The following is a 26,929-nucleotide window of genomic DNA, read 5'->3' on the forward strand; positions in this document are numbered from 1 at the left end:
TTACGCAAAGTGCATCGTCAGGGGATAATCCCGCCAGATTTCAGCACAGCGCGCCGGCACGGCGGCTTCACTTACGGCGACAAGGAACCACATGACTGACCCGGCTGATGACCATTTTTGCCGCACAGGCTACAGCTTTCTTCTTTTGAAGGGCAGGATACGTCGGCGCTGGCCGCGATTAATAACAGCCAGCCGCTGAACCCGGCGCAGTCTTACCTTATCGGACTGTCATCCGCCGCCAGCAGAAAGACGATGAGCTCTTTTCTCAATATCGTGGCAAAAATGCTCGGCTTCAGCGCCCTGCAGAGTTGCGCCTGGGGCAGCCTGCGTCGCCACCACATCCGCGGGCTGCTGGAAATGCTCTCGGCCAGCGGCCGGGCGCCTGCGACCATCAATACCTATCTCTCTGCGCTGAAAGGCACCGCCCGCGAGGCATGGATGATGAAGCTGATGGATACGGAAAGTTATCAGCGAATTCAGGCGGTACGCGCAGTAAGGGGAAGCCGGCTGGCCCGCGGCCGTGCGCTGGCCGTCGGCGAAATTCATGCGCTGTTCCGCTGCTGTGAAGAAGACTCCGCCTGCAGAGGCCCGCGTGATGCGGCCATGCTGGCGGTCATGCTCGGCTGCGGCCTGCGCCGTTCAGAAGTGACTGACCTCGACTACGCCAGCATTCTGCTTCAGGAGCAGGCGCTGCTGGTACGCGGAAAAGGGAACAAAGAACGACTGGCCTTTATGCCGGAGTCGGTCTGGCGGCGCATCCATATCTGGACGGCGACGATTCGCGGCGAGCAGGACGGGCCGCTGTTTACCCGTATACGCGCAGGTGACAGTGTCACTTACGAACGCATGACGCCGCAGGCGGTTTATCACATTCTCAGTGAGCGGCGTACGCAAAGTGGGATCGATGAATGCGCCCCGCACGATTTACGCCGCACGTTCGCTTCCATGATGCTGGATAACGGGGAAGACCTGATAACCGTCCGCGATGCGATGGGCCACGCAAGCGTTACCACCACGCAGAAGTACGACCGCCGGGGTGATGAGCGTTTGCGCAGGGCAGCTGACAAGTTGAATTTTTGATGCTTCGCTTGCGCCTGGCTCAGCCCGCCGGTACCCGGAGAAAGTAAATCTTTGCGATGCCAGACAGGGTTTGCACAAAACACACCCCTTTGCGGCAGTTTCGAATAAATATCTTTATTAAAAAAACCGCTACGAATCAGAGACAGAACTCGTTGCCGCCGATACATAACTGAATTGTCTGTTACCTCAGCTGTTGCCGGAAACGGTATCAAAGCTGTGGCCGCTTGCCAGCCAGAGATAAAGCCGTATTCGGGAAGCAGGAATAATCAGTCATTATTTACAGGCATCTGTACCTGTTTGCACACAGGCTTTCCACTTTTTCTGTGGATAAGTCTGGTCACTCGGCCGGTATGTATTACCTGCGCCGAACTGAGCAGATATGTTGTCGGATCTCAGTGGTGTATTTGCTTTAAATCGTCTTCAGACAGACCGGTCATCTGCATGACTGACATTCTGTCCATACCGTTATCCAGCAAATTGCGGGCTATTTGCAGACTGGCTTCACGAACGCCCAGCAGCATGCCTTCCTGTCGGCCTTCCTGCCGGCCTTTTTCGAGACCTTTTTCCAGACCTTTCTGCTCAAGCTGTTGTGCAATAGTCATCAGTTTGTCCTCATGCTGCGGCACACGCTGTGCCAGTTCACGAATAATGGCTTCCGCATCCGGCGTTTCACCCGCCTGAATCATGTAGTTTACCAGCGCCAGCACCTGCTGTCCGGTCATAAATTCGGTCAGCATCAGCGTGACCAGCTGGTCGAGAAATTCGTTCAGGTCGCGCTGGCGGATATGTTTTTGCAGCAGCGTCAGGGCTGCCATGCTGCGGTGATTCATGATCTCTTCATCCGGGATGACGGTGACGTCAACCAGCGGAAAATAACCGCTGTAGAGTTCCTCTGCCCGCTCAGGTTCGCTGAACAGCTGCAGCCAGTTCATCGTGTGCGGATACGGACTACGTTTCCCTGGTAGAACAGTATCGGTATTACTAACGGCAGAGTTTTATGTCCCGCATCCAGGTGACGCTGCATGGCGGCCACTGCATAGCGCATCAGCCGGAACGCCATCAGCCTGTCCGGCGAGCTCTGATGTTCAATCAGAACGTGCACATAGCCGTCGCCCCGGCCGGTCTTCAGCGAATAAAGCACGTCGCTGTAGTAGGGCCGCAAATCATCCTCAACAAAGCTGCCGGATTCCAGCTTCAGCGTCGTCAGGTCACAGATTTTAAGCAGTGCCGGCGGCAGGTGCAGCGATATAAAATCCCGCGCGGTGTCCGGGTGCGAAAGAAAGGTTTTGAACACCGCGTCGTGCGGCGTTGGCGTGCTTTTTTTCTTCATCCTGATGGCTTCGCTGTGGTTATTCCATTGCCGGAATTTTAGCACAGGGGAAATGCCAGTGCGGCACCCTAAAATTTTATTGTCCGCTTTTAAAAAAGCCATAAATATGGCGATTCACTTATCAGAGCAGCCAACGTTTGGCAAATCAGGGATGCACGATGATCATTATCGCGCATCCCTTACTATTTAAACCACCGTACAGGCCGAACGGATATAATAAAGCGGTTTAAGTTCAACCTATAGTAAGGACTTCTTACGCCTGTTTATCTTTTAAAAATCGTATTGCAGACTCAAACGATTTTGCCAGAAACTTGAATCATACAGTGGCGAAGTTTGCACTCCGGCAAAATCAGACAGGCTCAAACCTTTTAACACGCCGCTAAATGCCCAGGTGAAATAGATCAGATATTCAGACTGATTGATGCTGGCGGATGACACTGAGGGTTTGAGGTCCATGAACGAATATTGCGTACCTAACGACAGGTTTTCATTCATTACGTAATTCAGGTTGGTTGAATAAGCATTACCGCTGCCCAAATCTTGTGTACTGGTAAAGAACGGCTGAGCAAAATAGGGGCCAGAAGACGAATTGTGCGCGTAAGGCACTACCAGCGAGCCATTGTTCCAACTGTTGGCGCTGGCGGCTATATGGTCATAGCTCAGCTTCCAGTTCAGAGCGGGCGTAAAGCTCAGCGCCAGTTGGGCACCATATGAGGTACTATCTACTTCACCTGCCAATGCTTTGCCGTCACTGGTACCGCGAATAAATTGCAGCGCGACATCCGGCCGGAACAGTGCATCCTGCCATTGCAAATGGCTCTCGCCATACACAACGCGGGAATAATCAGCGTACTCTTCATACCACAGTTGTCCGGTGAGTGTTTTACCGTCCCAGTGCGTACCGCGCCCACCGCCGATGGCCCACATACCATTCGTGCGCTCATCAATATCGGTATACGCCGTGGTGTTCAGGAACTGATCGTCACCCCAGGGTTTATAGCGCCAGACTTTGGTAGCATGCAAATAATTGGCGCTGTCACCATAATGAGTATCTACACCACGAAAGAGTATCGGCGTAATACGCCAGTCATAATCTCCAACGAAGGGAATATTAATTCGCTGATCGCCCGCAGTAATTTTGAAATTATTTCGCTGCCAGCTTAAATATGCTTCTCCAATATTAGTTTGATTATCGCCGATATCGCTGATGGTATGTGCTTCATCAGGATGATCAATACCGCGCAGGAAAATTGCGCTTACGCCTGCGCGAAAACCATATACAGATGCCGTTTCATATTTCAGGCTGCCACCGTAGCTGGCTGTATCCTGATTAAAGCCTTTAGAGAAATAGGCATTATGAGTGGAGTAATAGAGCGTACGTAAACTGCCACTCACCGTACCGCAGGTAAAAATATCAGTAAAGTTGTCCACTCCCCTGCATCATACTGACAAGAACTGATGTTACTCTGTGTTGCTGCCAACGCAGCCGGAGACAAAGAAAAAAACAGCGCAACCAGCCCCACACTTTTCAGTGTTTTCATTTTAAATATTTCCTGAATAAATACACCCGTCTTAAGAGAGCAACGCGCGGCATGCCGGATACGTGATCATCCGGCAGCCAGCTTTTGCCTTAATAAATTCTGAAGAATTAATTCACGCCCGAAATATGCACATTCGGTAAGGTGTCACGCACTTCCCAGCCGCGTAATTTGCCGGGATTGAGTAAATTATAAGGATCGCAGGCGCGTTTCATGGCAACCACATCAGCGCGTACCATGCCTTGTTTGCCGTCTTCAATATGAATCACATGCGGGTTATTTATTTTTACTCCATTGCTGCGATAAATATCCATAATGTCATTCAAACGATCTTCCGTGCTATAGCGCACCAGCGGTAATCCACTGCAAGTGAGATTGCCGTTCGTATCACGCAGGAATTCAATATGCGACATAACTTCATCTGACAACTGCGCTTCCATTTGCAGCACCTGCTGAAAGTAGTCATCTGGCGAATAGGCGGTTTGCAAATAAGTCAGGGTTTTGTCGGTTTTTAGCGCCTGAAGCGTGGTGTGGTTCCAGCAATATTCGATCAGCGAATGCCCGGTGTTTTCACCCTCGGCAAAATAGAGCGCATTACAGCCGGCGTGCTGCGCCAGAAGGGAAGGTATCAGGGATCGCTTTCGCTGCCGACCACGGAAATGACGCCGTGCTTGCCAACCACATTTGCATCCGCCAGATCGGTAAAATAGTCCAGTACCGGCGCAGCGAACACAGCAATCTGACGTTTCACCAGACCTGGCGATCGTGCCAGCGCATCGGCAAATGCCATTGCCGCAGCAAAATCAGTAAAGGTATCAAGACGCTCAATCCAGGCGTGACGGGGAGCCAGCGCCAGTTCGATCTCTGTCACGATGCCGTTGCTGCCATAGGCGTGATGCAGCAACAGCGCATCCGGTGCCTGCAGCGTTAAAATACGCGGTGTTTCTTCCATGGTCATCATACGCACCGATAACACATTGCCCGGTGCAGCCAGTGGGCCGTAATTGACAGAGCCTACGCCACCAAAGCCGCCGCCAAACAAACCACCGAGCGTTGCCAGCTTCCAGGTGGATGGCATGCAGCGCAGCTCCCAGCCAAACGGCCGTGTATGTGCTTCTAAATCGCCCAGGCGAATACCGGCTTGCGCACGCACCGAACCTTGCCCCATAGCGGTTACCGAGTTTAGTCGGGTCATGTCCACCATCAATCCACCATTAAGTGGGATCAACTGACCATAATTGCCGGTGCCGCCGCCGCGCAAATTAAGCGGAACACGCTGTCTCGCACAGGCCGCAACAATGGACTTCAGCTCCTGTTCGTCACGCGGACGAACGGCAAGTTCGGCAAATTTCTCTTCCAGCTGCGGTTTTAATACCGGACTGAACCAGTGAAAATCACGCGACAGTCGTTTCACCTTCGGTGCCTCTTTAATCCAGTCGAGTTCAGGCAACGCCGCAACCAGCGCCGCCAGTGCCGACTGGCGATCAGTATCAGACATGTTGTTTTCCTGTAATTAAAAAAGATCAGGTTGGACTGAGCTCGCTCTCATGCCAGGCAGCCAGCATGCGGCGCGTTAGCCACGACATCAGTGCAAACAGCAGAAATCCTGCCAGTGAAATCAGCAGGAGGGCGGCAAACATCAGTGGAATATTCAACTGATAGCCAGCCTGCAAAATCTGGTAGGCAAGGCCGGTATCTGCACCACCGGTGCCAGCGACAAATTCCGCTACCACCGCGCCTATCAGTGACAAACCGCTGGAAATGCGTAGCGCACCAAAGAAATAGGGCAATGCCGAAGGAACACGCAGCCTCAACAGGATTTGCGTGCGTGAAGCATGATTGAGGCGGAAATAGCTCAGCAGTCCAGGCGATACGCTGCGCAGACCTTGCGTGGTATTGGAAATAATGGGAAACACCGCCATCAGCGTGGCGCATACGACCAGTGACAGCGTTGTGTCTTTCACCCAGATGATAATCAGCGGCGCGATGGCGACGATAGGTGTCACCTGTAAAAAAACGATATAGGGAAACAGGGCGGTTTCAATAAAACGATTTTGCACCAGCAGAAAGGCGATAACGGAACCAATGACAATTGCCACTGCAAAAGAGATCACGGTTATTTTCATGGTGTAAAGCAACGACATAAACAACGAAGGAAAGTTTTGCGCCAGACTCTGCGCGACCACCAGCGGTGACGGCACCAGAAAAGCAGGCACGTTGAAGATAGTGACCAAAAACTGCCACAGCAATAACATGACAATGGCGACCAGCGCCGGAAACAGCCACTGCTGAAATTGACGATTTGCTGCTAAAGGTTTCATCATTTACTCTCCTGGCTGGCCGCTAACAGACCGCGTTGAAGCTGTTGCGCATATTGAGTAAACGCCTGGCTTACGCGGAATTCATCATCGCGCGCCATATGAGTCTCAATACGCATGTCATCCACTACGCGGCCTGGACGCGCCGCCATCATGATGACGCGTTGCGACAAAAACACCGCTTCCTGAATTGAATGGGTGACAAACACGACGGTGAGCTTCTGCTCTTGCCATAAATCCAGCAAATCGCTGTCCAGTTTGTTGCGGGTAATTTCGTCCAGCGCACCAAACGGCTCATCCATCAACAGCACTTTCGGCCTCGTTACCAGCCCACGTGCAATAGAAACGCGCATCTGCATACCACCAGAAAGTTCGCGGGGCAGCACGTGACCAAACTTTTTAAGGCCGACCAGTTCAAGGATTTCATGCACGCGCGTGTCAGCTTCTGCACGCGGTACGCCAGCGAGATCCAGCGGTAAACGTACATTCTTATGCACGTTACTCCACGGCATAAGTGTCGCCTCCTGAAAAACGAAGGACAGCGGCAAATCGCGTTGATTTTCGCGACGATCGCGGCGGAATAGCATTAATTTGCCATCACTTGCCTCAATCAACCCGGCAATCATTTTCAGCAGGGTGCTTTTGCCGCACCCTGATGGGCCAAGCAGCGACACAAATTCACCCTGTCCGATGGTGAGATCGACTGGCAACAGGGCGCGCGTGCCATTCGGGTAGATTTTCTCAGCTGACAGCACCTCAATCGCCGGTGGCGCCGCAGGCAGCGGCACCGGTTGCGTATCGTGGCTGATCAATGATATGCGGTTGGCGGTGTTCATGGCATAACCTTAACATCTTGAATAAATTTAAGGTTATAGCTGCCTTCGAACGGCACTTTGGCCGGATCGATTAGCTTGTTATCCACCAGCAATTGCCAGGTCTGCTTCAGGCGCGGTTCGGTAATGATGCCAATGCCTGCGGTTTGCGCATCGCCACCGGTCACCATCTGATATTTCTTCATCTGCGCAATGCCGAAAGCGATCTGTTCATCGCTCATCTGCGGGTTCTCTTTCTTGATGAGCACATTGCCGGCGGCCGGATCTTCCAGATAGTTCTTCCAGCCCTGCATTGAGGCTTTAACGAAGGCCGCAATCACCTGCGGACGCTTTTCAAGGGTGGATTTCATACACACAATGCTGTTGCCATATGGCGGATAGCCCCAGTCGCTGATCGGATAAACGCTGGCCTGAGCATTGGCTTTCTGTACGGCAAAGGGTTCTGAAGTGATATAGCCTTGCTGTACCAGATTTTTGTCCGCCAGGAAGGGCTGGATGCTGAAAGTATAAGGACGAACGCGAGCATTTTTCAGGTTAAGCACGTTCTGCGCCCATGGCCAGTACGAGGTATAAGCTTCAGCCGCCAGCAGAAACGTTTTTCCCTGCAAATCGGCCTGACTTTTCACATCCGGATGCGTCAGAAACGCAATCGCCGAGTGCTGGAATGTTGTGGCAACCGGCACGGCTTCGACGCCTTGCTGCCAGGATTCCAGTGCCTGCATATTGTCACTGATAATGCAGTCTGCCTGGCCAGCCGCCATCAATTGCATGGTGTGTACCTGCGGGCCGCCCATTTTAAGGGTGACGTCGAGACCGGCATCGCGATACAGATTCTGCGCCAGCGCCTGATAAAAACCGCCGTGCTCGGCCTGGGCGTACCAGTTGGTCATAAAAGTAAATTTCTCAGCCGCCATGCTCTGGGCTGATAGCGCCAGCGAAAGTGCGGCAACAATGCTCAATGTTTTTTTCATGGCCGATCTCCGGTTAGCGCGGTTGTATAAAAGATGCTGCGTCGTTTTGGTCTAATACTTTTCCCTGCCACTGCCCTTTGCCCCATGCCGGTTCAGGACGCGTCACCCAGGTCATCTGATGCACCTCCGTAATGACTTGCGCCCAGCTTTCGGCCAGAGAGTCAAGAATGGCTGCGCCTTGCTCTGGTGTGGAGGGCAACGGGTTGCCAATAACACCGCTTGGACCAAAGTCATAAGACGCCCAGGCGGCTAACGGCTTGTTAGTAGAAAGCGTCGGGCAGGGGAATGCTGGCGGATAGTTGGCGACAGCTTTATCCATCTGCACGGTATCCGGAGCCAGCGCCATCATCAGCGCGGTTTCTGCATGGCCGGCATGCATCGCCATCTGGCGCTCTTTATCATCCATAAAGCTTTCGGCGCAGTTCGGCACTTTAAAAGTGTCCTGCATGATGATGATCATGTCACCATGGCGCAGCCGGAGTTCACGCGCAGCCATCTGCAACGGCTGCGGCTGTCCACCGTGTCCGTTAACCATTAAAAATTTGCGGAAACCAGCGCGATAGAGTGATTCGCCAATCTCCAGAAGGGTGTGCAGCAGGGTTTCACCAGTCAGCGTCAGCGTGCCGGGAAAGTGCAAATGCTCGTCCGATTTACCGTAAGTAACAGGGGAATAGCATAGGCCGGAATTTCAGCCGGTAAGCGGGCCAGAGCATGCCCGACCACGCCTGAGGAAATCACGCTATCCACTGCGCATGGCAGATGCGGGCCGTGTTGCTCAATCGCGCCGGTTGGCAGCACAATTACCGTGTTGGCTTTATTGTCCAGCGTGGCAATATCAGTCCAGCTCAGATACGGCAAAAAGCGGTTTGCCGGAATGTAACCATGCAACATTTTGATTCCTCGTGTTATTTTGGCAACCACGCCGTGGCTTCAACTTCGATTAACACATCCTGGCTCGGCAGCATTTCACTCACCTGTACGACGGTCGATATCGGCGGCGCATCAGGGAAAAAGTGCTTGCGCACCCGGCTGTAATGGGGAAAGTGGTCGAGATTACGAAAGTACTGCACCAGCTTGAACACATCGCTCATCTGGCCGCCTGCGCTCTCGATGGTGGTGCGAATGCTCTCCAGCACGTACCAGCTTTGCGCCAGAATGGGCCCTTCTTTAATATCAGTAGAGAACTCGCCGGTGCGGCCAAGCAGTTGCTGCGCGCTTTCCGGAATGTCAGCGTAGCCGCGGACAATGGTGGCGGTTTGCGGATTCACCGGAATAATGCCGGACAGAAAAATAAAGTCGCCCGCGCGTCGCCACGCAGCATATTTTGCCAGCGGTTTGCCCGCTCCCTCATCAAGCGCCATCAGTTTGTTCTCCTGCCTTCAGGGCATAACACACACCATTTTTCAGCCGATAACGCTGCCGCTGGCGTAACGGCCAGCTCGTAATATCTGCATCGGGAAAGACCACTAAATCGTTGCTGAACTGCACAGCACCGGCATGTAACGCACTGCGCTGACAAATCAAAGCAGATGCTTCATCAAAAGCCGCACCGAGTTGCAGACTCAGTAATCCACTGAACAGCGTATCGAGCGGGTCGTAGCTACCCAATGGACAGAATGCGTCCTGCACGTTGTCTGCTCCGAGCAGCAATGGGATCCCGCGCGCCTGCGCCTCTTTTATCAGCGTCAATCCTCGCAGACGTGGCGTGCGGCCTTGCACTGCGTCCTGTAACAGCAAGTTGGTCAGCGGCAGTGCAATCAACGTGACGCGCTGCTGTGCCAGCACATCAAGGATCTGTTGCGCATCATCCTGCAAAGAAAGCGCACAGCTGTGGCTGCAGGTGATCTGCCCTTTAAACGGAGATTCCTGCAAATAGCGCGCCAGCCAGCGCATGCCTTGTGCGCTGGAATTCAACTCTTCGTCAATATGCAGATCGATATCCAGCTGATACTGGCTGGCTGCCTGTAACAGGTTTTCAAATGCCTGCGCATCCCAGTTGCTGCTGTGAATGAAACCCCCCAGCAACGCACCCTGACCACTTAGCGCCACCTGCGCCGCAATATGTTGCGCATCAGTGGCATTAGCGAAAAAATTCAGCGGTGCCAGCGCCACACGTTCGATATCGCACAGCGGATGACTCAGCTCACCGATGACTTGCCAGGCCAGCGGCGCGTCAGCAGAAAACCAGTCGATATGAGTACGCAGCACACCGACGCCGCCTTCCACAGCCCAGTGCAGCGCCCGCGTGGCACGCTGGCGTAAATCATCAGCGTTCCAGTTTTCACGGTCCTGGTGCATAGCAGCAATTGCCGCCAGCAAACCCGCCTGCTGCGCCGGGCTACGCTGTACAGTGAAGGTTTTATCCAGATGGGCGTGCGGCTCGATCAGAGCAGGCAGTACCAGCGCGCCATTCAGCGCAAGATAATTAACGTATGAACTGCCGCTGTCGGGTTCAAACTGCAAACCCTCGGCATGAAAATGTAAAGTCGCTTGCTGTGGCTGGTTGTCCTTTAACGGCCAGTTATCTGGCAGCAGCCAGCGCGGTAACCGTGCACCTGTCGCACCCGAATAAACGTTCATAGATTCAGCACCAGCAGAGGAGAATGGGCACGCGAGCAGCACAGCACGATACAGTCGTTGGCGGCGCGTTCTTTTGACTCAGCACTTGATCGCGATGATCCGGCACGCCCGTTAGCACGCCAGTAATGCAGGCGCCGCACATGCCTTGCTCACAGGAGAGGTCGATACCGATGCCTGCCTCTTCCAGCACTTCAGCGATAGTCTGACTGGCAGCGATGGCGTAACGCGCACCGGAGGAAGCAATCTCTACTTCAAATGCACCGCCAGAGAGCGATTGCGCTGCTAATACTGGCTTGAAACGCTCACTGTATAGTTGGCTGATATTCCAGCCATTCTCTACTGCCAGCTGATGCAGATGCTCCATGAAACCGGCCGGTCCACATGAAACCAGCACGCTGTTATGCGGTTGAGTGAGATCTGTCGGCACGCGCTGGCGCAGGCTGTCTCCTTCGCTACTGTAGTGGATCACAACGCGGTCACCGAGCTGCTCCAGACGCCTGGCGAAGGCCAGCTCATCACAATGTTTCAAATAAAGATGCAGGGTGAAGTCAGCCTGACGATCCGCCAGCGTTTCGGCCATCATTAACAGCGGCGTCAGGCCAATACCGGCGGCAAACAGCAAAGTACGTGGCGCGTCTGGCAGCGGAAAATGATTGCGCGGCGCAGAAATCAGCAGTTGATCACCCGCCTCAAGATTTTGATGCAACCAGCGCGATCCACCCGCTGAGTCCTGATCCAGGCGCACGCAGATTTCGTAACGCTGAGCATCCTTCCTGTCTGAGCACAGCGAGTATTGCCTTTGCCACAGCCGGGAATGACAACATCGATATGCGCACCCGGAGTGAAATCCGGCAGCGGTTGTACGCTGGCACTGACCAGCGTCAGTAACATATTGCCTGCACCGTTGGATTGTTTCGCGATGACGGTAACAGTCAGGTTCTCTGTCTGCTTCATAATCTGCCTGCTTTTACAGGGATGTCATCAGCCACAACGCCATGCAAACCCTTGTTTTTATCCTGGCTGCGATTATTATTTTGGCTATGTGTAAGCGTCCATCTGTTTAATTCGCATGATGCGTTGCAAAAAAGAGAGCACCCGTTATGTTCGCCTTTTCACGATTTCTCATTTATTTCACTGAAGTGGCTCGCCAGGGCTCACTGCGCAAGGCATCTGAGGTATTGCATGTCTCCGCATCGTCTATTGATCGACAGATATTGCGCGTCGAGCAGCAACTGGATATGCCGTTGTTTGAGCGCCATCCATCAGGATTACGTATGACCGCGGCGGGGGAAATCTTGTTGAATTCAGCCAAAAACTGGCAGCGTGAGTTTGGGCGGGTATGCACACAACTGGATGATTTGCGTGGTTTGCGCCACGGCCATGTGCACATCGCCACTATTGACGCCATCAACCGCAGTTTTTTTCATCGGTTTTGCAGCGTATCCGACAAGAGTATCCGGGGATCTCTTTTACGCTTACCACCATGAGCAATATTCACATCGGAAAAGCTTTGATAGCAGGTGATGCGGATTTTGGCATTATGCTCAATCCGCAAAGTTCACGTGAATTGCTGGTGAAGTCCTTTTCCGATCTGCGTTTAGGTATTGTGGTAAGCAGCCAGCACCCGCTGGCGCAGCTGGAATCCATCCGTTTCAGCCACTGCGAATCCTGGCCCTTTATCGTGCCGGCTTCACCACTCATGCTGGCCGATCCGCTGGAGGCGCTGGTGAATAATTCAGGCATTACGCTTAATGAAGTCGGACGCACCAACAACATACATATGCTGCGTTCACTGGTGCGTGACAATGTAGGCATCAGCCTGATGTGCTGGCTGGATATCATTGATGAGTATCGACGCGGAGAACTGAAATTTATTCCGTTGATAGACAGCATATTGAAACCCTTTACGCTATCGCTCTGCGTAGCGCCACAGCGTCAGCTGTCGGTGGCCGCCTCAATGATGCTGCATGAACTTGAGTCATTTTTTGCTTTAATGCAAAGTGAGGAAGCGCGGGCGGGAGAGATGTAACTCGTTGCATCAAAGCGCCTGAGAGCCTGTACTTAATTGCCTAACAGACGTCTCGCAACCTCACTGACTAACGAGGTTCATTTTAAGGGAAGAAAACGCGTCATTTAATATAACTATCAATCACGTAAAAATTTCTTCTTTGTGTCTCGTTGATCTTTTCATTGCACACTGCATTCCCCTTCTCGAAAATTTTACAACAGACCCCTGCTATGGCCGTGAGGTTAATTACCGTGCCCCTTCCACAACGTTAAAAGCTTCAACATCCCCTTATAGATTTCTGCTTTAGGTTATTCAGCCTTTTGATTCCTGATAACGGCGCACAACCGTTCAACACTTTTATCAGCCAAACCCAATTTATGGCGTTGACGATCCGTGACCGACTTCTGAGTTTTCATTCTGAGAGAAGAGCAATATCTAGACATATCGTAACAACAGATATATCTAATCTTAAGCAAGTCAGGTAACGGCTGGCGCAAACCAGAAATATATCTTTGCTACGCCTCTCAAAAAATATCGGTTAAAAAGCGGAGAAATCATGGATTTAGGCATACAAAACAGGATTGCGTTTATCTGTGCTTCATCGCAGGGGCTGGGATTAGCCTGTGCTCAGGCACTGGCAGCAGAAGGCGTACAGATCATTTTGAACGGACGTGATGAAAGTAAATTGCAAAGTGTTGCGCAGCGACTTCGTCTCGATCATCCCGAAACAGATATCAGTTTTATCGCAGCGGATCTGACGACCTCGGCAGGACGGGAAAAAATCCTCTCTTCGCTTCAGCAGGTAGACATTCTGGTCACCAATAATGCCGGGCCCCAGCCTGGGCGCTGTCTGACTGGCACGAGGATGCCTTACGCAATGCAATGGAAGCAAACTTTATTCCCGCCGTTCAGCTGATCCGCAGCTGGCTTCCTGGCATGCAGGCCAGAGGCTTTGGCCGCATCGTGAACATCACCTCCGCCATGGTGAAATCGCCACATTATATGATGGGGTTATCAACCTCAGCCCGTACCGCACTGACAGCGATATGTAAAGCAATCAGTCAGGACGTGGCGAAAGACAATGTCACGATTAATAACCTGTTACCTGAGCGGATTGATACGCCCCGGCAGGAATTTATGCTTCAGCGTTTAATCGCGAAAGAGAGTATCAGCCGCGAAGAAGCCCGCTTACGCAATGTGCAATCCATTGCCGCCAGACGTTACGGCACGCCACAGGAATTTGGGGCTGCCTGCGCTTTTCTGTGCAGTCAGCAAGCCTCTTTTATTTCAGGTCAGAACCTGCAACTCGACGGTGGTTCTTACGACGGTCTGGTTTAACAGCGGTGAGACAGATAATGGAAGCGCACTTAATCGAGCTGCTTGAGTTCGAACAGCAGCGCCAGCGGGCCTTAACGCAACCTGACCTGATTTTGCTGGAGAAATTGCTGGCAGAAGATCTGATCCACATTCACAGCACTGGCATGGTGCATAACAAACCACAGTTTCTGCGGCACGTAGAACGCATGGGGGGCTTTACCGCAATTTGCCGCGAGACGCCCGACATTCGCCTGGCGGGCGATATTGCCCTTCTGACCGGTAATACGTGTAACACCGTCCGGCTGCTGGAAACGGGAGAAGAAAAAGTGCGGTCTGGTTTCTCCACGCTGGTGCTGCGACGTACGTCGCAGAGCTGGCAAATCGTATTGTCTCAACTGACCCCTTATAAGACGTAAAGACGCCTCATTAAGTAAAGGAGAACGCCATGAAAATAGTACGTTTTACTGAGCAGGGACATACACGCATTGGCAAAGTCGTTAACGATCAGGTCATCGATCTCTCCCCTGTACCGGGTGTGTCTGCATCGATGCGCCAGGTAATTACTGATTTGCCACAGCTGCGGATGGCGCTTGAAGAAGCCAGCGGGCCGGCTTTTTCCCTGTCGAATGTGCAGCTTGAAGCGCCAGTGCCGGATGCGCAGAAATTTCTTGGTATTGGCATGAATTACCGTAAACATGCTGATGAAGCCCGACTGGCTGGCATTCCGATCCCTGAAAGCCAGATGTGGTTCAACAAGCAGGTATCCTGCATAAACGGTCCGTTCTCGCCAGTCGTGAAGCCTGATGCCAGCGATAAAATGGATTACGAAATTGAACTGGGCGTCGTGATTGGTAAACGCTGCCGTCACGTCAAAGCCAGCGATGCGGCTGCCGTTATCGCGGGCTACCTGATTGTGAATGATGTCTCAGCCCGTGACTGGTTACACAAATCCCCGACCTTTACCCTGGGTAAATCTTTCGATACTCATGGTCCTACTGGCCCGTGGCTCACAACCGCAGATGAAATTCCCGATCCGCTGAATCTGGATATGAAGCTGTATGTCAACGGAGAGCTGCGTCAGCATTCCGGCAGCGGCGACATGATTTATGACATCTATGCGCAAATAGAATACCTCTCAACGGTGATGACCCTTGAGCCGGGCGATATTCTTGCCACCGGTACTCCCTCGGGCATTGGTGCACCAACAGGTCGCTTCCTGCAACCCGGTGATGTCATGCGACTGGAGATAGAAGGCTTAGGCCACATAGAAAATCGTGTGGTGGCAGAAGCCGCCCACTCTTAATCAGCGGAGGACGTTATGGCCAGCCAAAATTTTCGTGATTATTTAATGCCAGCCGATGCGCACCGTATTGGTCTTGCGCGTGGCGTCGACGTGCATACTTATGGCGAGCGCATGCTTGCCACCGCGAAAGCGCAAAATTAAAAGCACACTGGCAGGCAATGCTGGATGAAAACTTTCGCGGTATTACCAGCAACGGCGAAATTCAGCCCGATCTCTACCCCCTGCAGGATGAGGGCTTTGCCGTTGAAAATGCTGTTACCGTTGCTCAGGCTCTTTTACAAACCCTTGATCCTGAAGCGCAAAAAAGAGGTGTGTTACCCCATTGAGGCTAAACAGTGGCGTGCCTGGTATAACCCTGAAATCCCGTTTAATGATTACGGCATACGGCTTGAAGAAACGTCACCAGCCACCCGTGAAACCTTTCTGGCGCTGTTGCGCAGCTGCACCAGTGCGCGGGGTTTTACCAAAGTGCAGCAGCTGATGGATGCTAACCAGTTTCTTGGCGAACTCTACGATCTCACCAATATCATGAACCGCTGGAGTTTTCACTTCATGCTGTTCGGGGAGCCGTCAGCTACGCAGCCCTGGGGCTGGAATATTTATGGCCATCATGTGGCGTTTTGCTGTTTTATCACAGGCCGGCAGCTGGTTATTGCACCCACATTTATGGGCGTAGAGCCTAATGTCATTGCGCGCGGCGATGAGAGTGACTGCGTGCTGTTCACCGAAGAAGAACAGTCTGGTCTGGCGCTGATGCAGTCTCTCAGCCCGGAACAACAGGCGCGGGCAACCGTTTATCAGCAGATGGAAGATCCGCTAATGCCTCCGGAGCGTTTTAACTTTGCCGATCAGCGACACCTTGCTGGCGCATTTCAGGATAATCGCGTTATACCGCTGGAAGGCATTTGCGCAGCAGAATTTGACGCACCGCAGCGCGCCAGACTGATGCAAACCATCGCCGCTTTTCTCGATTTTTTACCTGACGGGCCGCGCCAGGCACGTCTGAAACAGATTGAGCAGCACCTTGAATCAACATGGTGGAGCTGGATCGGCGGTTGTGGCAAGGATGACGTGTTTTATTACCGCATTCAAAGTCCGGTGGTGTTACTGGAATTTGATCATCACAGCGGCATGTGGCTCACCAATGAAGAACCGGCGCGCTTCCATATTCATACCATTACCCGCATTCCGAACGGTAACGATTACGGAAAAGCCTTGCTGATGCAGTATCAGAAGTAACAACAGGCTAAAACGCCTGCATTCCCGTCGTACCGGGTGACGACGTTTTGCCCGGGTAACCCTCAGCGTTTGTTGACTGCTTCATGAAGAAGCGGAAGGCTTCGCTGCGCCTAAAACCCTGAAAGAAATTAACCCTACATATTTATAAAACGAGGTTACCAGGCAATGCGTGTCCAAAAATTTAAAAAGACTGCTTTAACCGTCATGCCTCTGGCATTGTTTTGCGGTGCGTGTTACGCCGAAGCATTACCGGCGTCTGATTCAGACAGCTTTAATGACTGGCTTGCTCAGGGAAATATCTCTGGCGAGCTAAAAACCATGACGTTTTTCAAAGAGTTCACCGGTACGTTACCGAATAAACGCACCAGTTCGCTGGGCGGTGATATTCAGTATCGCAGCCCGGAACTGGAAGGATTCAGCGTGGGACTGGGCGCTTACGGGGCTTATAACCTGGGGCTGAATCCTTCCGATGTGGAAAAGACCGAGATTTACCTGCCGTCCGATAACACCACAGTGCTCGGCAAAGCCTTTTTGCGCTACCGCGGTTACGGGCTCGATCTTCAGGCCGGGCGCTTTGGTCTGGATACCCCTTTTGCCAATGAAGGCGAGGGCTGGACCATGGTTCCTGCCCTTTATCAGGGATTTGGCGGAACCTATGCCCTCAATGAAAGAGGTAATTTTAAACTCAACGCTTACCGCATCTATCGTTTTAAACCACTGAGTTCTGAGCATTTTGAAAAGGGGGACGCTGGCAGCCCGGAAATCGAAGACACCAGCGTACCCTCGGTTGACAGCGATGGCTTCACTACGCTGGGTCTGCGTTATGGTCAACGCTGGAACACCACGGCGGAAGCCTGGTATTACAACTTCGATAAGCGCGCTCAGCTTGCGTACGGCGGCGCGGGAGATCCCCGTTCCTGGCCTGAAATTTGGCAACTGGACGCCATACTGGGGGCGCAATATCTGCATGAGTGGGATGCCAGCGATCAGGCTTCTCCGTATCGCAATGTCGATACCGATCTCTATTCAGGACGCATCGGTATGCGCTCGCGTAATCACGACATCTATTTTGCTGCGACCCATGTGCCATCAAAAGAGGATGCTTTCCTGAGCGGTGGATTCTTTGCACCTTACAGTTATGGCATTTATGACCACACGCCGCTGGAGAGCGGGCAGCCGCTGGTGTCCATGGTCACCACTAACCAGCCCGGCAACGCTTTTGCTCTGCGCTATGCCTATCATGATGAAACCTGGTTAGGCGTACTTGGCGTGACACGCCTGGAACTCAAGGACTCTACGGGGATTTACTACCCGCTGCCTGCCGAAAATATTAATGCGGCTTTTATGATTCTTGGTTACAACGTCACGCCGCGTCTGCATCTGGAATTTGAGTTCGACTACGTGCATTCCCCTTCAGACGTTACCGGCAACTATCACGCCGAGCGTTTGCGCCTGGTCTACCGCTTTGGCGCGAAGATGGCAGATGACGACTATTAATTCTGACGGCTCTCAGGAGAAAATTATGGCTAAACGGCAAAGCATTTATAGTGACGGTTTTCCTCATGCTAATCCCATTCCGGCTGCCTGCCGCATCGGACCGATGCTCTGTTCCGGCGTGATCTATGGCCGCGATCCGCATACGCAGCAGGTGCCTGCAGATTTAGAGCGGCAGTGTGAACTGATGTTTATGCATGTCCGCAGCATTTTAGAAGCCGCAGGGGGAACGCTTGAGGATGTGATCAAAATGACGCTGTGGATGCAGGATAAATCTCAACGCGAAACGGTGAACCGTCACTGGGAGAAAGCATTTCCGGATGCCAGTGCCCGTCCCGCCCGTCATGCTTTAGAGGGTAATTTTACCGGGAATACGCTCATCCAGTGCGACTTCATAGCGGTGCTGGATAGGTGAGAATGGCGGGCAGCCTTGGTGTCTGCCCGCCTGTTTATCTGTATTGCCGGGCACTTGACGATGATGTATTAACAGCATTTTTGCGACTCCGCGCCGTGAATATGATTAAAAAATTGCCTGAGGCAACGTGCCGGGTTGGTCAGTAACGAAATTTCCGATATATTTAAAATCCAGTTATATTGTGTGGCTATTGTACGGGGTAATAATGGTGCAGAAACGCCGTTCGGATGAGATTGCAGATAATCTCAGCACCGGGCAAGCTGACAGTGCGGCAGCGCACGCCAGCGGTAAACCAGGCCGACGCACGCGCGCTTTTGATTATGGTGAGCTGCGCCTGCTGTTACTGGCAATCATCGCCAAACAATCCAGCCACGGCTACGAACTGATTCATGAAGTGAAAGAGCGTCTGGGAGGGACTTATAAGCCCAGCCCTGGTGTTATCTATCCGGCTTTAACCTGGCTTTATGATCGCGGCTACACTGAAATCGATTTAGAAAAAGGGGGCCGTAAACGCTACAGCATTACCGATGAAGGTAAAGCTTTTCTCAGTGCGAATAAAAGCGTGACCGATATGCTTTTAGCGCGTGTCGTGCCAAAAGCGCAGGGCAAATCCCCCAGGCAATCGTAGAGGCAATGGATCACCTGAAGCGTGCGCTGAGTTTGCGCGTTAAGATGGAACCGGTTGCTGATGAAGCGATCGCGCGTATAGGCGACATTATTCATGTGGCAGCGAATCAAATCGAAGCGTTGCTCAACGCGCCAGTATTAAGCGAAGGTGCAGTAAAATGTGTTGCCGATATCGTCACCCCGAATGGCGAACGCTTTTTACGCCGCCTGTGTAGCCATTTTCAGCACCGAACCCCCGTTGTGACTGATGAGAACAGCGGTCATTTTCGCATGAGTATGGGCGAAGTGCGTATGGAGGCACTGGAAGGCATTTTCCGGGTGAGCTTAACCGCACTCAACGCAGAAAAACTGCATGAGATGCAGCATATTTTAGTGCGCCATCTTGAAGAAGCCGCAGTGCGTGAGAAGCTCAATGTAACCTGGCACTCTGCCTAATGGCGTGAAGTGAAATGCAGACGCCATCTGGCCCGTCTGCATTTTATCGCTTACTTTTTTAGCCTGGCGTGGAAATCGGCTGCCAGCGCGCTGGTGGATTTCACCAGCAGTCCGACATCACTGCCCACCGCAACAAAGGTCGCGCCCAGCTCAATATACCGGGCGCAGAGTAAGGCATCGGTGCTTAAGATGCCTGCCGCTTTGCCATGAGACTGAATGCGTATTAATGCCTGTTCGACAGCATGCTGTACCTCTGCCACAGCTGGCTGGCCAGGATATCCCATATCTGCAGCTAAATCGGCCGGGCCAATAAACACCCCGTCCACACCTTCAGTGGCGGCAATAGCATCAAGCTGCTCCAGACCGGCACGGCTCTCAACCTGCACCAGCAGGCAGATCTGCTCATTCGCGGAGGTCAGATAATCTGCGGTACGATTAAATGCGGAGGCGCGGGCCAGTGCTGCGCCGACCCCACGAATACCCTGCGGTGGATAGCGAACGGCTTTCACAAGCGCCTCTGCCTGTTCTGCGCTCTCGACCATGGGGATCAGCAGTGTCTGAGCGCCAATGTCTAACAGTTGCTTTATCAGCCAGGGCGCGTCCATCGGTGCGCGCACGACGGCGTGTCCCGATGCGGCAGAGAGCGCCTGAAGCTGACTCATCAGCAGCGGCACATCATTCGGCGCATGTTCGCCATCAAGCAGTAACCAGTCAAACCCGGCGCCCGCGCATATCTCTGCTGTATAGGGACTGGCGAGCGCCAGCCAGAGTCCAATTTGCGGCTGCTTTTCCCGCAGCGCCTGTTTAAAGCGATTTACTGGTGCAGGCATTCTGACCTCACTCAAAATAACAACTGACTGAGCCCTGTGGCCCAAAATCAGCATGAATTGTGTCACCGTGTCGGGCTTCAACCGGACGAATAAAAGATCCCGCCAGCACGATCTGCCCGGCATCAATATAATCGCCGTACTGTGACAGCCGTTGCGCCAGCCAGGCGATGCCACGTGCCGGATGATTAAGCACCCCCGCGCCTAAACCGGTTTCTTCCACCGTTGCATTGCGCGACACGATGGCACCTGTCCAGCGCATATCAATCTGCTCAGGCGTAAAAAGCTGGCTGCCCAGAATAATGCCGGCATTAGCGGCATTATCGGAAACGGTATCAATGATAGTGCGTGATTTTCCGCTGGTGCGATCGGCCCGGACAATACGTGTATCCAGGATTTCCAGCGCAGGCACGACATAAGCGGTGGCAGTTAACACATCGCTGATGCTGACATTCCCGCCACTGAGCGGCGCTTTCATAATAAACGCGAGCTCAGCTTCAATACGCGGCTGAATAAAGCGATCCGCCGCGATGCTGGCGCCATCTTCAAACAGCATGTCATCAAACAGCACGCCCGAATCTGGCGTGGAAATATTGAGCGCATACTGCATCGCTTTTGATGTCAGACCTATTTTCCAGCCGATAACCTTACGTCCTGCCTCTTGCTTTTGCTTCACCCAGGCACGCTGAACCGCATAGGCATCATCCAGCGTCATTGCTGGATGTAAAAGAGAAACTAATCCAGTTTGCTGACCTGTTTTTTCAGCGTTATCGAGGGCCTCTGCTACACGCAAAATTTCTGACTGACTAAGCATGGTCATACCTCATCGTGGACAACATTGCGCAGCGCCCCAAGCCCTTCCGCCTGTACCTCAACCACATCGCCGGGCCTGAGCCACACCGGAGGATCAAAACGCGCTCCCGCGCCGGTAGGCGTACCGGTAAAAATAATGTCGCCGGGGTTAAGCGGGATAAAAGTCGAAACATACGCGATGATCCAGGCGAAAGAGAACGTCATATTGCTGGTACGATCGTTCTGGCGAAGCTCACCGTTCACATAAGTCGTCAGACGGATATCATGTAGTTGAGCTTTATCTGTAAAGGGCACCAGCCACGGACCAATCGCGCCGGAATGGTAGAAATTTTTACCCTGAGTAACGTTGAATTTGCTGTGGCGAACCCAGTCGCGTACCGTGCCTTCGTTACCAAGCGTAATGGCTGCAATATGATCCATTGCCTTGTGCTGAGCAATGCGGCGTCCCGCCTTACCGATAACAATGACAATTTCACCTTCATAATCAAGCTGTTCACTTTCGGCAGGACGCAGTAACGGTTGCAGATGCCCGGTGAGGGATTCGGGAAAACGGATAAACAGAGAAGGGTAATCAGGGGCGGTCTGGCCATCTTTGTACTCGGCATTACGGTTGGGATAATTAACGCCCACACATAAAATCTTACCGGGATGAGAGAGTGGCACCTCAAACTGAATATCGCTCAGCGCATAGTCAGCGTGCAGGTTTTTCGCATCGACAGCCAATACCTGTAAAGCATTACCGGCAACGACCGCATCAAGAGTTGGCCAGCGATCGCCAAAGCGTTTGCTGAGATCAACCACACCCCGTACGTTTATCAGGCCATATCCTTTAGTGCATCCATCAAGCGTGGAGAAACTGACAAACCGGTTCTGTTCCAATGTAGATCTCCTTCATTTCACCCTGCCAGGCAAAAATGCGGCGAACAGAAGCCCGCCGCTCCCGGCATGGTGACTGGGCAGTAAATAAAACACCGAGGGTTTTACAGCATGAGGTCGCGCCGAAACGCGTTACTCCAGTTTAAAGATTCGCGCGGCATTGCCGCCCAGGATACTGGCTTTATCCTCTTCGCTGATGTCCAGACTCTGGATGGTTTCAATGCCCTTGAAGAACCAGTCTTTACGGATTGGATAGGAGCTGCCGTAGAGAATATTTTTACCGCCAATCACGCTAACTGCCGCTTCGAGCTGCGCTTTACCCCACTGCGGTGCGCCTGACGTGTCGAAGAAAATGTTATTGCTCAGTTGCGCGCGCAGGTTTCCGGTTCCGGTCTGGAAACGGTCTACCGCATCGTTAAACTGATGTTGTGGTGGCACCAGCATGTCGGCAAATGCATAAAATGCCCCACCCAGCATTGAATGGATAAAACGCAGATTTGGCAGTTCATCGAACATACCACTAAACAGTTCACGTCCTACCGCCGTGGCCTGATCGACGCAGCGTCCAAACTGGCGCCGCTGGTTGGTATAAGGCAGGACCGAATTAAAATCGACCGGCAGCGGTGTGTGATGCACCACAACCGGCACGTTCAGGTCATTGAGGAATTTCAGGTACGGACGAAACGCCGCATCATCAAGATAGATCTGACCGTAATGCGCCACAATTTGTGCCCCACGAAAACCGAGCTGATTCAGACAGCGATCCACTTCACGCAGACAATCATCGGTTCCCCACGGCGGCACTACAGCCAGCGCCGACATCCGGCCTTCGCTGCGGTTTACATAATCCGCCATGCGGGTGTTGACCTCTTTACAGGTCTCTAAATCGAGCCATTCCTGCCACACCGGCAGGCGAAAGATAGCGTGATCAACCCCGGCTTTTTCCATGTCAGCAAGCTGGCTTTCCAGCGTGTACTGCCCTTCTGCATAGTTAAGATTCACATAGCCTTTGGGTTGTTCAATAATCAACTGGCTTAGTTCCGTTCCTTCGATTTTTTCCACCCGCGTATGCACACCGTACTGTTTAGGCACGCAGTCGAGGAAAGCGTTAAGCAGTTTCTTGTCTGAAAAAAGTTCACCCGGCAACCAGTGCATATTGGAATCAATAATCTTGCTCATAATCCGTTCCTTTCTGTCTAAGTTAAGATTGCTTCACTTTATTTTTGTGTGGCAAAAACCGACTTGTATTTAGCCGGCTGGTCCGTCTCTTTTTCGGTCGGAATACGCATGCCGGCTTTGGCGTGGTATTCGCTGAAAATTGACAAGGCTTCTTCGTGGGGAAAAATGGCTTCTATATCTTCAAACGGTTTGCCACCACTGCGCTCTTCAACAATACGGCGCACCACTTCCGGGCCTTCGCCCCGTGAGGCAAGAACCAGCCAGTTCACCTTCTCGCGACGTTCATTTTCATAAGCTCTGAGGGCTTCAACGGGATCGGTAACAGAGGCCAGTTTTTCGGCAATGACGCGCGCATCCACAAATGCCTGACACACGCTGTTGCCGCCGCGTGGATACATGGCATGTGCGGCATCACCCAACAGAGTGATACGGTTAAACGACCATTGCGGTAGCGGATCGTGGTCAATAAGCGGAAACAGGTAGCATTCGCGGGCATGGCGGATCATTTCACCGACATCAAGAAAATCGAGTCTGCAGTCATCAAATACATGCTCAATCTCTTTCACGCCGGTTTCCTGATTCCAGTCTTCTTCGCTTTGTGGCTTTTCGTTCTGCTCAATCACCCAGTTGACCAGTTGGTTACCCTTGCCATCCACGTTGTCCTGTATCGGATAGACAATCAGCGTCCCCTGACGAACCGGATCGCCGATGTGAAAATGCTGCCGCCGGTTTTGAAAGGCGGCATCACGGTGACACCCCGATACAGCGTTAAACCAGAGAAATGGCTGCGCGCAGATTCGGGCAGCAGCTTGCTGCGCACAACCGAACGAATCCCGTCAACGCCAATCACCACATCGGCGCGCACGCTCTGCGGCGCATCAGGATTCAGATGATTATCAAAATGCACGGTGACGCCATTTTCATCCTGTTCAAATCCGTCACAGCGACAGCCGAGCGTAATGGCATCATTGCCTAACCTTTCCTGTACGGCTTTATAGAGCATCATTTGCAGACGTCCGCGATGAACAAATCGCTGGTCATGGTCATAGCCCATATAGCGACCACATTGTTCTGCAAAAATTTGCTGCCCGTAGCCGGTGTAAAAAATCGATTCTTTTGCTTCAACAGAAATGTCGACAAACGCGTCGTATAACCCCAGCTCGGTAATTTCCCTGACGGCATAGGGTTTGATATCAACGCCGACACCCAGCGGTTTTATTTCTGCAACGGCTTCAAACAGGCGCGGGCGAAAACCCTGTTGATGCAGGCGCAGGGCTGTGGCAAGGCCAGCCGGACCTGCGCCGATGATGACGATATCCAACATAGTGACTTCCTCTTGTTATGAATTTTTAAGCTCAGCGTTCAGGGAATTTCAGATATGACTTTTCAGGGTGCTGCGGTCTGCCGCAGGAGCATCGCGTCCCGGATGATGAGTGACATCACGCAACCAGATCGGCACGCCCGCCAGACAGACAACCAGGCCGCCAGTCACCAGTATCGCCAGTGACTGAATGCTGCCGCTGTGCTGTGCTGCAATAAACAGGGAGGGCCTAAAAACACGCCAACCAGCGTCAGTTGTGTGATCAGTCCGCTGGTGGCACCGATGCTTTCACGCGACGGCGCAACGACCGGCGCCAGCGCCCACATCCCTACCAGCAGGCCGCTGCCAAACATAAACAGCCATGACGCCCCCACCGAAAGCATGAATCCGAGCGGCAACAGGTAAATGGCTAGTGCCGGAATGCCTGTAAGAATGAGTCCGGTGAAGCCAATCGCGGCAGCTTTTATGCCCCGGTTAAGCATTGCGCCTACCATCAGACAGCCGATGCCGTTACACACCATTGCCACCACATTCCAGTGCGCGACTTCCACCAGCGGTACGCTGTAGCGTTTTGATAAGTAGGGTGCAAGCGTGGAAATAATCCCGGTTTGTAAAAAGGCGTCGGCACCAAATGAAATACCGAGCAGATAGATCATTGGGCTTCTTAATACCGCGCGCAGACCACGTGTACGGGAAAACTGTGCTTTTTCCTGCGCCGTCCGGCGTGGCAGGCTAATCATGGCAATAAAAGCCAGCAGCAGCGTCAGGAGCGAATGCGCAATAAATGCGGCGCGCCAGTTACTGAAGTGATCAGCAAGACCAGCAGAAAGAAAGGGCAGCAGAAAACTGGCAGGAACGAAAGTTGACCATAACGCCATCGCCATGTTGCGCTGTTTTCCGGTTGTAATACGAATTAACAGCGTTACCGCAGCCACCGCAGTCATGACATAGCCTATGCCCGTGACGATACGTCCCATCAACAGCAGGTTGAATGCGGGAGCAGCAACCACACAGACATCGCCAATGACGATAACAACAGCACCCACTAACAGCACAATACGGTCACCAGCACGATCCACAATATAACCTGCCAGCAGGGCACCCAGCGCAACCATCAGCGATGGCAGCGACATGATGAGGCCGATTTGGCTGTGGTCGAATACACGAAACTCTTTAGCGATAGAACCTAATTCAGTCACGGCTTCGCTGACGGTCATGGCGGCCATCACGCCGAGGGCGTAGGCAACGAGAATTCTGACCAGCGGATTTTGAATGAATGTACTCACGATCCTTTCTCCCGATAGCTGATATCACAGTCTGCTGAAGCAGAAACAGTGGAGTAGCGGCTAAGCGCCACGCGTATGACAGCGTTACTGCAGAACGGTTAACCATCATTCGCCAGAGCAAGAAAGCGTTCCAGCGTGGGAGGATCGACACGGATTTCGGGTTGAGTAAGATCGACATCAGTAAAAGGCGTGGCTTCGGTAAACCACTTGTTCTGAGCAGGAAGCCCCCACTGGTCGGCGCGTTTAGGATCGGCTAAATCCCAGCCGAGTGCCGGTTCCAGGTCGATGTGCTGATAATGGGTATTGAATAATTCGATGCGATGTCCGTCAGGATCGCGGAAGTAGGTAAACAGTGCACCGCTGATACCGTGTCGGCCAGGACCACGCTCCAGGCACGGCGCATACCCTAACGCACCGGCAACGTCACAGGCGCGGATCATGTCATTGGAATCCGGCAGGGTGTAGGCAAAGTGATGCAGCCGTGGCCCCAGCCCCTGGGTGAAGACGATATCGTGCGGGTTACCTTTTCGTTGCAGCCAGACCCCCATAAATGCTGCCTGTTACCGATCGTTGAATAGGTATATTCACTGACGCGAAATCCAAGCGCCTGATAGAAGCCCCACGCCTGGCGCACATCGCTGACCTGTAGCTGGTAGTGATCAAGGCGTTGTGCGCTGGCTCCACGATAATGCTGATACTGTTTCATCATTCGTTCACGCGGCGCCATTGATGCACAAAATTCGAGTGGCACACCAGCATCATCGCTGACGTGCAGCGTGAGTCCCTGATAAGGCACCTCTGCCAGCGTCACCGTTTTGCCCAGTTCAGCAAAATAGTCCTGTGCTTTATAAATATCGTCTTCATTTCGTACTCGCATTCCAATACATGCGCATGTTGCTTCAGCGGATTTACGCAGCACTAAACTGTGGTGACCCCGCTCTTCAAGACCGCGTAAATAGACCGCTGAATGATCTTCATCACTCACAACTAACCCGAGCAGCTCAGTATAAAACTGTCGACTGGCATTGAGGTCACGGACGTTAAGCACGACGTGGCTGGCACGCGTCACGTTAAAGGGGGATCCAAAACCAACTCATCGATCTGTGGCATGGGCACGTTCTCTCTTTCAGACGAAGCGA

26 protein-coding genes and 6 pseudogenes are annotated in these 26,929 nt (G+C 52.7%); 13 read left to right on the plus strand and 19 right to left on the minus strand.

All coding sequences use genetic code 11. The annotated features are described in order from the left end of the window. Positions 1–168 precede the first annotated feature (168 nt). Entirely contained in the window at positions 169–1,080 is a 912-nt protein-coding gene (locus tag O3W44_RS23765; RefSeq protein WP_269295242.1) for a tyrosine-type recombinase/integrase, read from the plus strand. A 392-nt stretch (positions 1,081–1,472) separates the two neighbouring features. On the opposite strand, the pseudogene O3W44_RS23770 reads toward O3W44_RS23765, so the two are convergent. The 10 genes and pseudogenes from O3W44_RS23770 to O3W44_RS23815 form a co-directional block, all read right to left on the minus strand. Continuing rightward, a pseudogene (locus tag O3W44_RS23770) lies at positions 1,473–2,410 on the minus strand (Rpn family recombination-promoting nuclease/putative transposase). A 270-nt stretch (positions 2,411–2,680) separates the two neighbouring features. Further along, positions 2,681–3,951: pseudogene (locus O3W44_RS23775) on the minus strand (OprD family outer membrane porin). Positions 3,952–4,058: 107 nt separating this feature from the next. Continuing rightward, positions 4,059–5,446 (minus strand): annotated as a pseudogene (locus tag O3W44_RS23780) (FAD-binding oxidoreductase). A 25-nt stretch (positions 5,447–5,471) separates the two neighbouring features. Beyond that, entirely contained in the window at positions 5,472–6,272 is an 801-nt protein-coding gene (locus tag O3W44_RS23785) for an ABC transporter permease (RefSeq protein WP_269295119.1), read from the minus strand. Further along, on the minus strand, positions 6,269–7,102 hold the full coding sequence (locus tag O3W44_RS23790; RefSeq protein WP_269295120.1) for an ABC transporter ATP-binding protein: 834 nt from the start codon (positions 7,100–7,102) through the stop codon (positions 6,269–6,271). The genes O3W44_RS23785 and O3W44_RS23790 overlap by 4 nt, the downstream gene beginning before the upstream one ends. Further along, positions 7,099–8,070: an ABC transporter substrate-binding protein gene (locus tag O3W44_RS23795; RefSeq protein ID WP_269295121.1), complete on the minus strand. Its 972-nt coding sequence runs from the start codon at positions 8,068–8,070 to the stop codon at positions 7,099–7,101. Before O3W44_RS23795 ends, O3W44_RS23790 begins: the two co-directional genes overlap by 4 nt. A 13-nt stretch (positions 8,071–8,083) precedes the next feature. Then, a pseudogene (locus O3W44_RS23800) lies at positions 8,084–8,961 on the minus strand (creatininase family protein). A 14-nt stretch (positions 8,962–8,975) separates the two neighbouring features. Continuing rightward, a complete protein-coding gene (locus O3W44_RS23805; RefSeq protein ID WP_269295122.1) occupies positions 8,976–9,431 on the minus strand; it encodes a RidA family protein in 456 nt (151 codons plus the stop codon). After that, positions 9,421–10,650, minus strand: a complete 1,230-nt coding sequence (locus O3W44_RS23810; RefSeq protein ID WP_269295123.1) for an amidohydrolase family protein — start codon at positions 10,648–10,650, stop codon at positions 9,421–9,423. Before O3W44_RS23810 ends, O3W44_RS23805 begins: the two co-directional genes overlap by 11 nt. Then, positions 10,647–11,604: pseudogene (locus tag O3W44_RS23815) on the minus strand (PDR/VanB family oxidoreductase). Before O3W44_RS23815 ends, O3W44_RS23810 begins: the two are co-directional and overlap by 4 nt. 146 nt (positions 11,605–11,750) lie before the next feature. Between O3W44_RS23815 and O3W44_RS23820 the strand changes: the two are divergent. The 12 genes and pseudogenes from O3W44_RS23820 (at position 11,751) to O3W44_RS23870 (ending at position 19,488) form a co-directional block, all read left to right on the plus strand. Further along, a pseudogene (locus tag O3W44_RS23820) lies at positions 11,751–12,679 on the plus strand (LysR family transcriptional regulator). A 535-nt stretch (positions 12,680–13,214) separates the two neighbouring features. Continuing rightward, positions 13,215–13,574, plus strand: a complete 360-nt coding sequence (locus tag O3W44_RS24790) for an SDR family NAD(P)-dependent oxidoreductase (protein WP_331283473.1) — start codon at positions 13,215–13,217, stop codon at positions 13,572–13,574. Further along, a complete protein-coding gene (locus tag O3W44_RS24795; protein ID WP_331283474.1) occupies positions 13,541–13,996 on the plus strand; it encodes an SDR family oxidoreductase in 456 nt (151 codons plus the stop codon). Before O3W44_RS24790 ends, O3W44_RS24795 begins: the two co-directional genes overlap by 34 nt. 17 nt (positions 13,997–14,013) lie before the next feature. After that, positions 14,014–14,391 (plus strand): nuclear transport factor 2 family protein, encoded by a 378-nt coding sequence (locus tag O3W44_RS23830; protein ID WP_269295124.1) that lies wholly within the window; start codon positions 14,014–14,016, stop codon positions 14,389–14,391. Positions 14,392–14,420: 29 nt separating this feature from the next. Then, positions 14,421–15,278, plus strand: coding sequence for a fumarylacetoacetate hydrolase family protein (locus tag O3W44_RS23835; RefSeq protein ID WP_269295126.1), 858 nt, complete (start codon positions 14,421–14,423; stop codon positions 15,276–15,278). A gap of 15 nt (positions 15,279–15,293) precedes the next feature. Then, a complete protein-coding gene (locus O3W44_RS23840) occupies positions 15,294–15,419 on the plus strand; it encodes a hypothetical protein (protein WP_269295127.1) in 126 nt (41 codons plus the stop codon). A 17-nt stretch (positions 15,420–15,436) separates the two neighbouring features. Further along, a complete protein-coding gene (locus O3W44_RS23845; protein ID WP_269295128.1) occupies positions 15,437–15,604 on the plus strand; it encodes a hypothetical protein in 168 nt (55 codons plus the stop codon). Further along, complete coding sequence (locus O3W44_RS23850; RefSeq protein WP_269295129.1) at positions 15,588–16,517, plus strand: DUF3500 domain-containing protein; 930 nt, start codon at positions 15,588–15,590, stop codon at positions 16,515–16,517. Before O3W44_RS23845 ends, O3W44_RS23850 begins: the two co-directional genes overlap by 17 nt. Before the next feature lie 165 nt (positions 16,518–16,682). Continuing rightward, positions 16,683–18,014 (plus strand): hypothetical protein, encoded by a 1,332-nt coding sequence (locus O3W44_RS23855; RefSeq protein ID WP_269295130.1) that lies wholly within the window; start codon positions 16,683–16,685, stop codon positions 18,012–18,014. A 25-nt stretch (positions 18,015–18,039) separates the two neighbouring features. Further along, entirely contained in the window at positions 18,040–18,426 is a 387-nt protein-coding gene (locus O3W44_RS23860; RefSeq protein WP_269295131.1) for a RidA family protein, read from the plus strand. Positions 18,427–18,631: 205 nt separating this feature from the next. After that, positions 18,632–19,054: a PadR family transcriptional regulator gene (locus tag O3W44_RS23865; protein ID WP_269295132.1), complete on the plus strand. Its 423-nt coding sequence runs from the start codon at positions 18,632–18,634 to the stop codon at positions 19,052–19,054. Between the two features lie 5 nt (positions 19,055–19,059). After that, positions 19,060–19,488: a DUF2218 domain-containing protein gene (locus O3W44_RS23870; RefSeq protein WP_269295133.1), complete on the plus strand. Its 429-nt coding sequence runs from the start codon at positions 19,060–19,062 to the stop codon at positions 19,486–19,488. A 50-nt stretch (positions 19,489–19,538) separates the two neighbouring features. On the opposite strand, the gene hpaI is transcribed toward O3W44_RS23870, so the two are convergent. The 9 genes from hpaI to O3W44_RS23915 all read right to left on the minus strand — a co-directional run bounded on the left by hpaI (position 19,539) and on the right by O3W44_RS23915 (position 26,859). Continuing rightward, positions 19,539–20,318 carry a 4-hydroxy-2-oxoheptanedioate aldolase gene (hpaI, locus tag O3W44_RS23875; RefSeq protein WP_269295134.1) on the minus strand — a complete coding sequence of 260 codons (780 nt, stop codon included), beginning with the start codon at positions 20,316–20,318 and terminating at the stop codon, positions 19,539–19,541. Positions 20,319–20,325: 7 nt separating this feature from the next. Further along, the gene (gene hpaH, locus O3W44_RS23880) at positions 20,326–21,129 is read right to left on the minus strand and encodes a 2-oxo-hept-4-ene-1,7-dioate hydratase (protein WP_269295243.1); all 804 of its coding nucleotides are present in this window, start codon (positions 21,127–21,129) and stop codon (positions 20,326–20,328) included. Positions 21,130–21,131: 2 nt separating this feature from the next. Beyond that, positions 21,132–22,007 carry a fumarylacetoacetate hydrolase family protein gene (locus O3W44_RS23885; protein ID WP_269295135.1) on the minus strand — a complete coding sequence of 292 codons (876 nt, stop codon included), beginning with the start codon at positions 22,005–22,007 and terminating at the stop codon, positions 21,132–21,134. 129 nt (positions 22,008–22,136) lie between these two features. Next, positions 22,137–23,183, minus strand: a complete 1,047-nt coding sequence (locus O3W44_RS23890) for an amidohydrolase family protein (RefSeq protein ID WP_269295136.1) — start codon at positions 23,181–23,183, stop codon at positions 22,137–22,139. Positions 23,184–23,221: 38 nt separating this feature from the next. Then, positions 23,222–23,839, minus strand: coding sequence for an FAD-dependent monooxygenase (locus O3W44_RS23895; protein ID WP_269295137.1), 618 nt, complete (start codon positions 23,837–23,839; stop codon positions 23,222–23,224). A gap of 23 nt (positions 23,840–23,862) precedes the next feature. Next, positions 23,863–24,507, minus strand: coding sequence for an FAD-dependent monooxygenase (locus O3W44_RS23900; protein WP_269295138.1), 645 nt, complete (start codon positions 24,505–24,507; stop codon positions 23,863–23,865). A 164-nt stretch (positions 24,508–24,671) separates the two neighbouring features. Continuing rightward, entirely contained in the window at positions 24,672–25,790 is a 1,119-nt protein-coding gene (locus O3W44_RS23905) for an MFS transporter (RefSeq protein ID WP_269295139.1), read from the minus strand. 98 nt (positions 25,791–25,888) lie between these two features. Beyond that, the gene (locus tag O3W44_RS23910) at positions 25,889–26,338 is read right to left on the minus strand and encodes a VOC family protein (protein ID WP_269295140.1); all 450 of its coding nucleotides are present in this window, start codon (positions 26,336–26,338) and stop codon (positions 25,889–25,891) included. Next, complete coding sequence (locus tag O3W44_RS23915) at positions 26,227–26,859, minus strand: VOC family protein (protein ID WP_269295141.1); 633 nt, start codon at positions 26,857–26,859, stop codon at positions 26,227–26,229. Before O3W44_RS23915 ends, O3W44_RS23910 begins: the two co-directional genes overlap by 112 nt. Positions 26,860–26,929: the final 70 nt, after the last annotated feature.

This window comes from Pantoea sp. LMR881, from assembly GCF_027157825.1.
GTDB lineage: Bacteria > Pseudomonadota > Gammaproteobacteria > Enterobacterales > Enterobacteriaceae > Pantoea > Pantoea haifensis.

Excerpts from the sequence above, each read along its gene's own strand:
- hpaI (WP_269295134.1), bottom strand. The coding sequence starts at position 20,318 with ATGCCTGCACCAGTAAATCGCTTTAAACAGGCGCTGCGGGAAAAGCAG.
- O3W44_RS23900 (WP_269295138.1), bottom strand. The coding sequence starts at position 24,507 with ATGTTGGATATCGTCATCATCGGCGCAGGTCCGGCTGGCCTTGCCACA.
- O3W44_RS23795 (WP_269295121.1), bottom strand. The coding sequence starts at position 8,070 with ATGAAAAAAACATTGAGCATTGTTGCCGCACTTTCGCTGGCGCTATCA.
- O3W44_RS23790 (WP_269295120.1), bottom strand. The coding sequence starts at position 7,102 with ATGAACACCGCCAACCGCATATCATTGATCAGCCACGATACGCAACCG.
- O3W44_RS23805 (WP_269295122.1), bottom strand. The coding sequence starts at position 9,431 with ATGGCGCTTGATGAGGGAGCGGGCAAACCGCTGGCAAAATATGCTGCG.
- O3W44_RS23835 (WP_269295126.1), top strand. The coding sequence starts at position 14,421 with ATGAAAATAGTACGTTTTACTGAGCAGGGACATACACGCATTGGCAAA.
- O3W44_RS23855 (WP_269295130.1), top strand. The coding sequence starts at position 16,683 with ATGCGTGTCCAAAAATTTAAAAAGACTGCTTTAACCGTCATGCCTCTG.
- O3W44_RS23830 (WP_269295124.1), top strand. The coding sequence starts at position 14,014 with ATGGAAGCGCACTTAATCGAGCTGCTTGAGTTCGAACAGCAGCGCCAG.
- O3W44_RS23890 (WP_269295136.1), bottom strand. The coding sequence starts at position 23,183 with ATGAGCAAGATTATTGATTCCAATATGCACTGGTTGCCGGGTGAACTT.
- O3W44_RS23865 (WP_269295132.1), top strand. The coding sequence starts at position 18,632 with ATGGTGCAGAAACGCCGTTCGGATGAGATTGCAGATAATCTCAGCACC.
- O3W44_RS23870 (WP_269295133.1), top strand. The coding sequence starts at position 19,060 with ATGGATCACCTGAAGCGTGCGCTGAGTTTGCGCGTTAAGATGGAACCG.
- O3W44_RS24790 (WP_331283473.1), top strand. The coding sequence starts at position 13,215 with ATGGATTTAGGCATACAAAACAGGATTGCGTTTATCTGTGCTTCATCG.
- O3W44_RS23840 (WP_269295127.1), top strand. The coding sequence starts at position 15,294 with ATGGCCAGCCAAAATTTTCGTGATTATTTAATGCCAGCCGATGCGCAC.
- O3W44_RS23910 (WP_269295140.1), bottom strand. The coding sequence starts at position 26,338 with ATGGGGGTCTGGCTGCAACGAAAAGGTAACCCGCACGATATCGTCTTC.
- O3W44_RS23810 (WP_269295123.1), bottom strand. The coding sequence starts at position 10,650 with ATGAACGTTTATTCGGGTGCGACAGGTGCACGGTTACCGCGCTGGCTG.
- O3W44_RS23845 (WP_269295128.1), top strand. The coding sequence starts at position 15,437 with ATGCTGGATGAAAACTTTCGCGGTATTACCAGCAACGGCGAAATTCAG.
- O3W44_RS24795 (WP_331283474.1), top strand. The coding sequence starts at position 13,541 with ATGGAAGCAAACTTTATTCCCGCCGTTCAGCTGATCCGCAGCTGGCTT.
- hpaH (WP_269295243.1), bottom strand. The coding sequence starts at position 21,129 with ATGCTTAGTCAGTCAGAAATTTTGCGTGTAGCAGAGGCCCTCGATAAC.
- O3W44_RS23785 (WP_269295119.1), bottom strand. The coding sequence starts at position 6,272 with ATGATGAAACCTTTAGCAGCAAATCGTCAATTTCAGCAGTGGCTGTTT.
- O3W44_RS23860 (WP_269295131.1), top strand. The coding sequence starts at position 18,040 with ATGGCTAAACGGCAAAGCATTTATAGTGACGGTTTTCCTCATGCTAAT.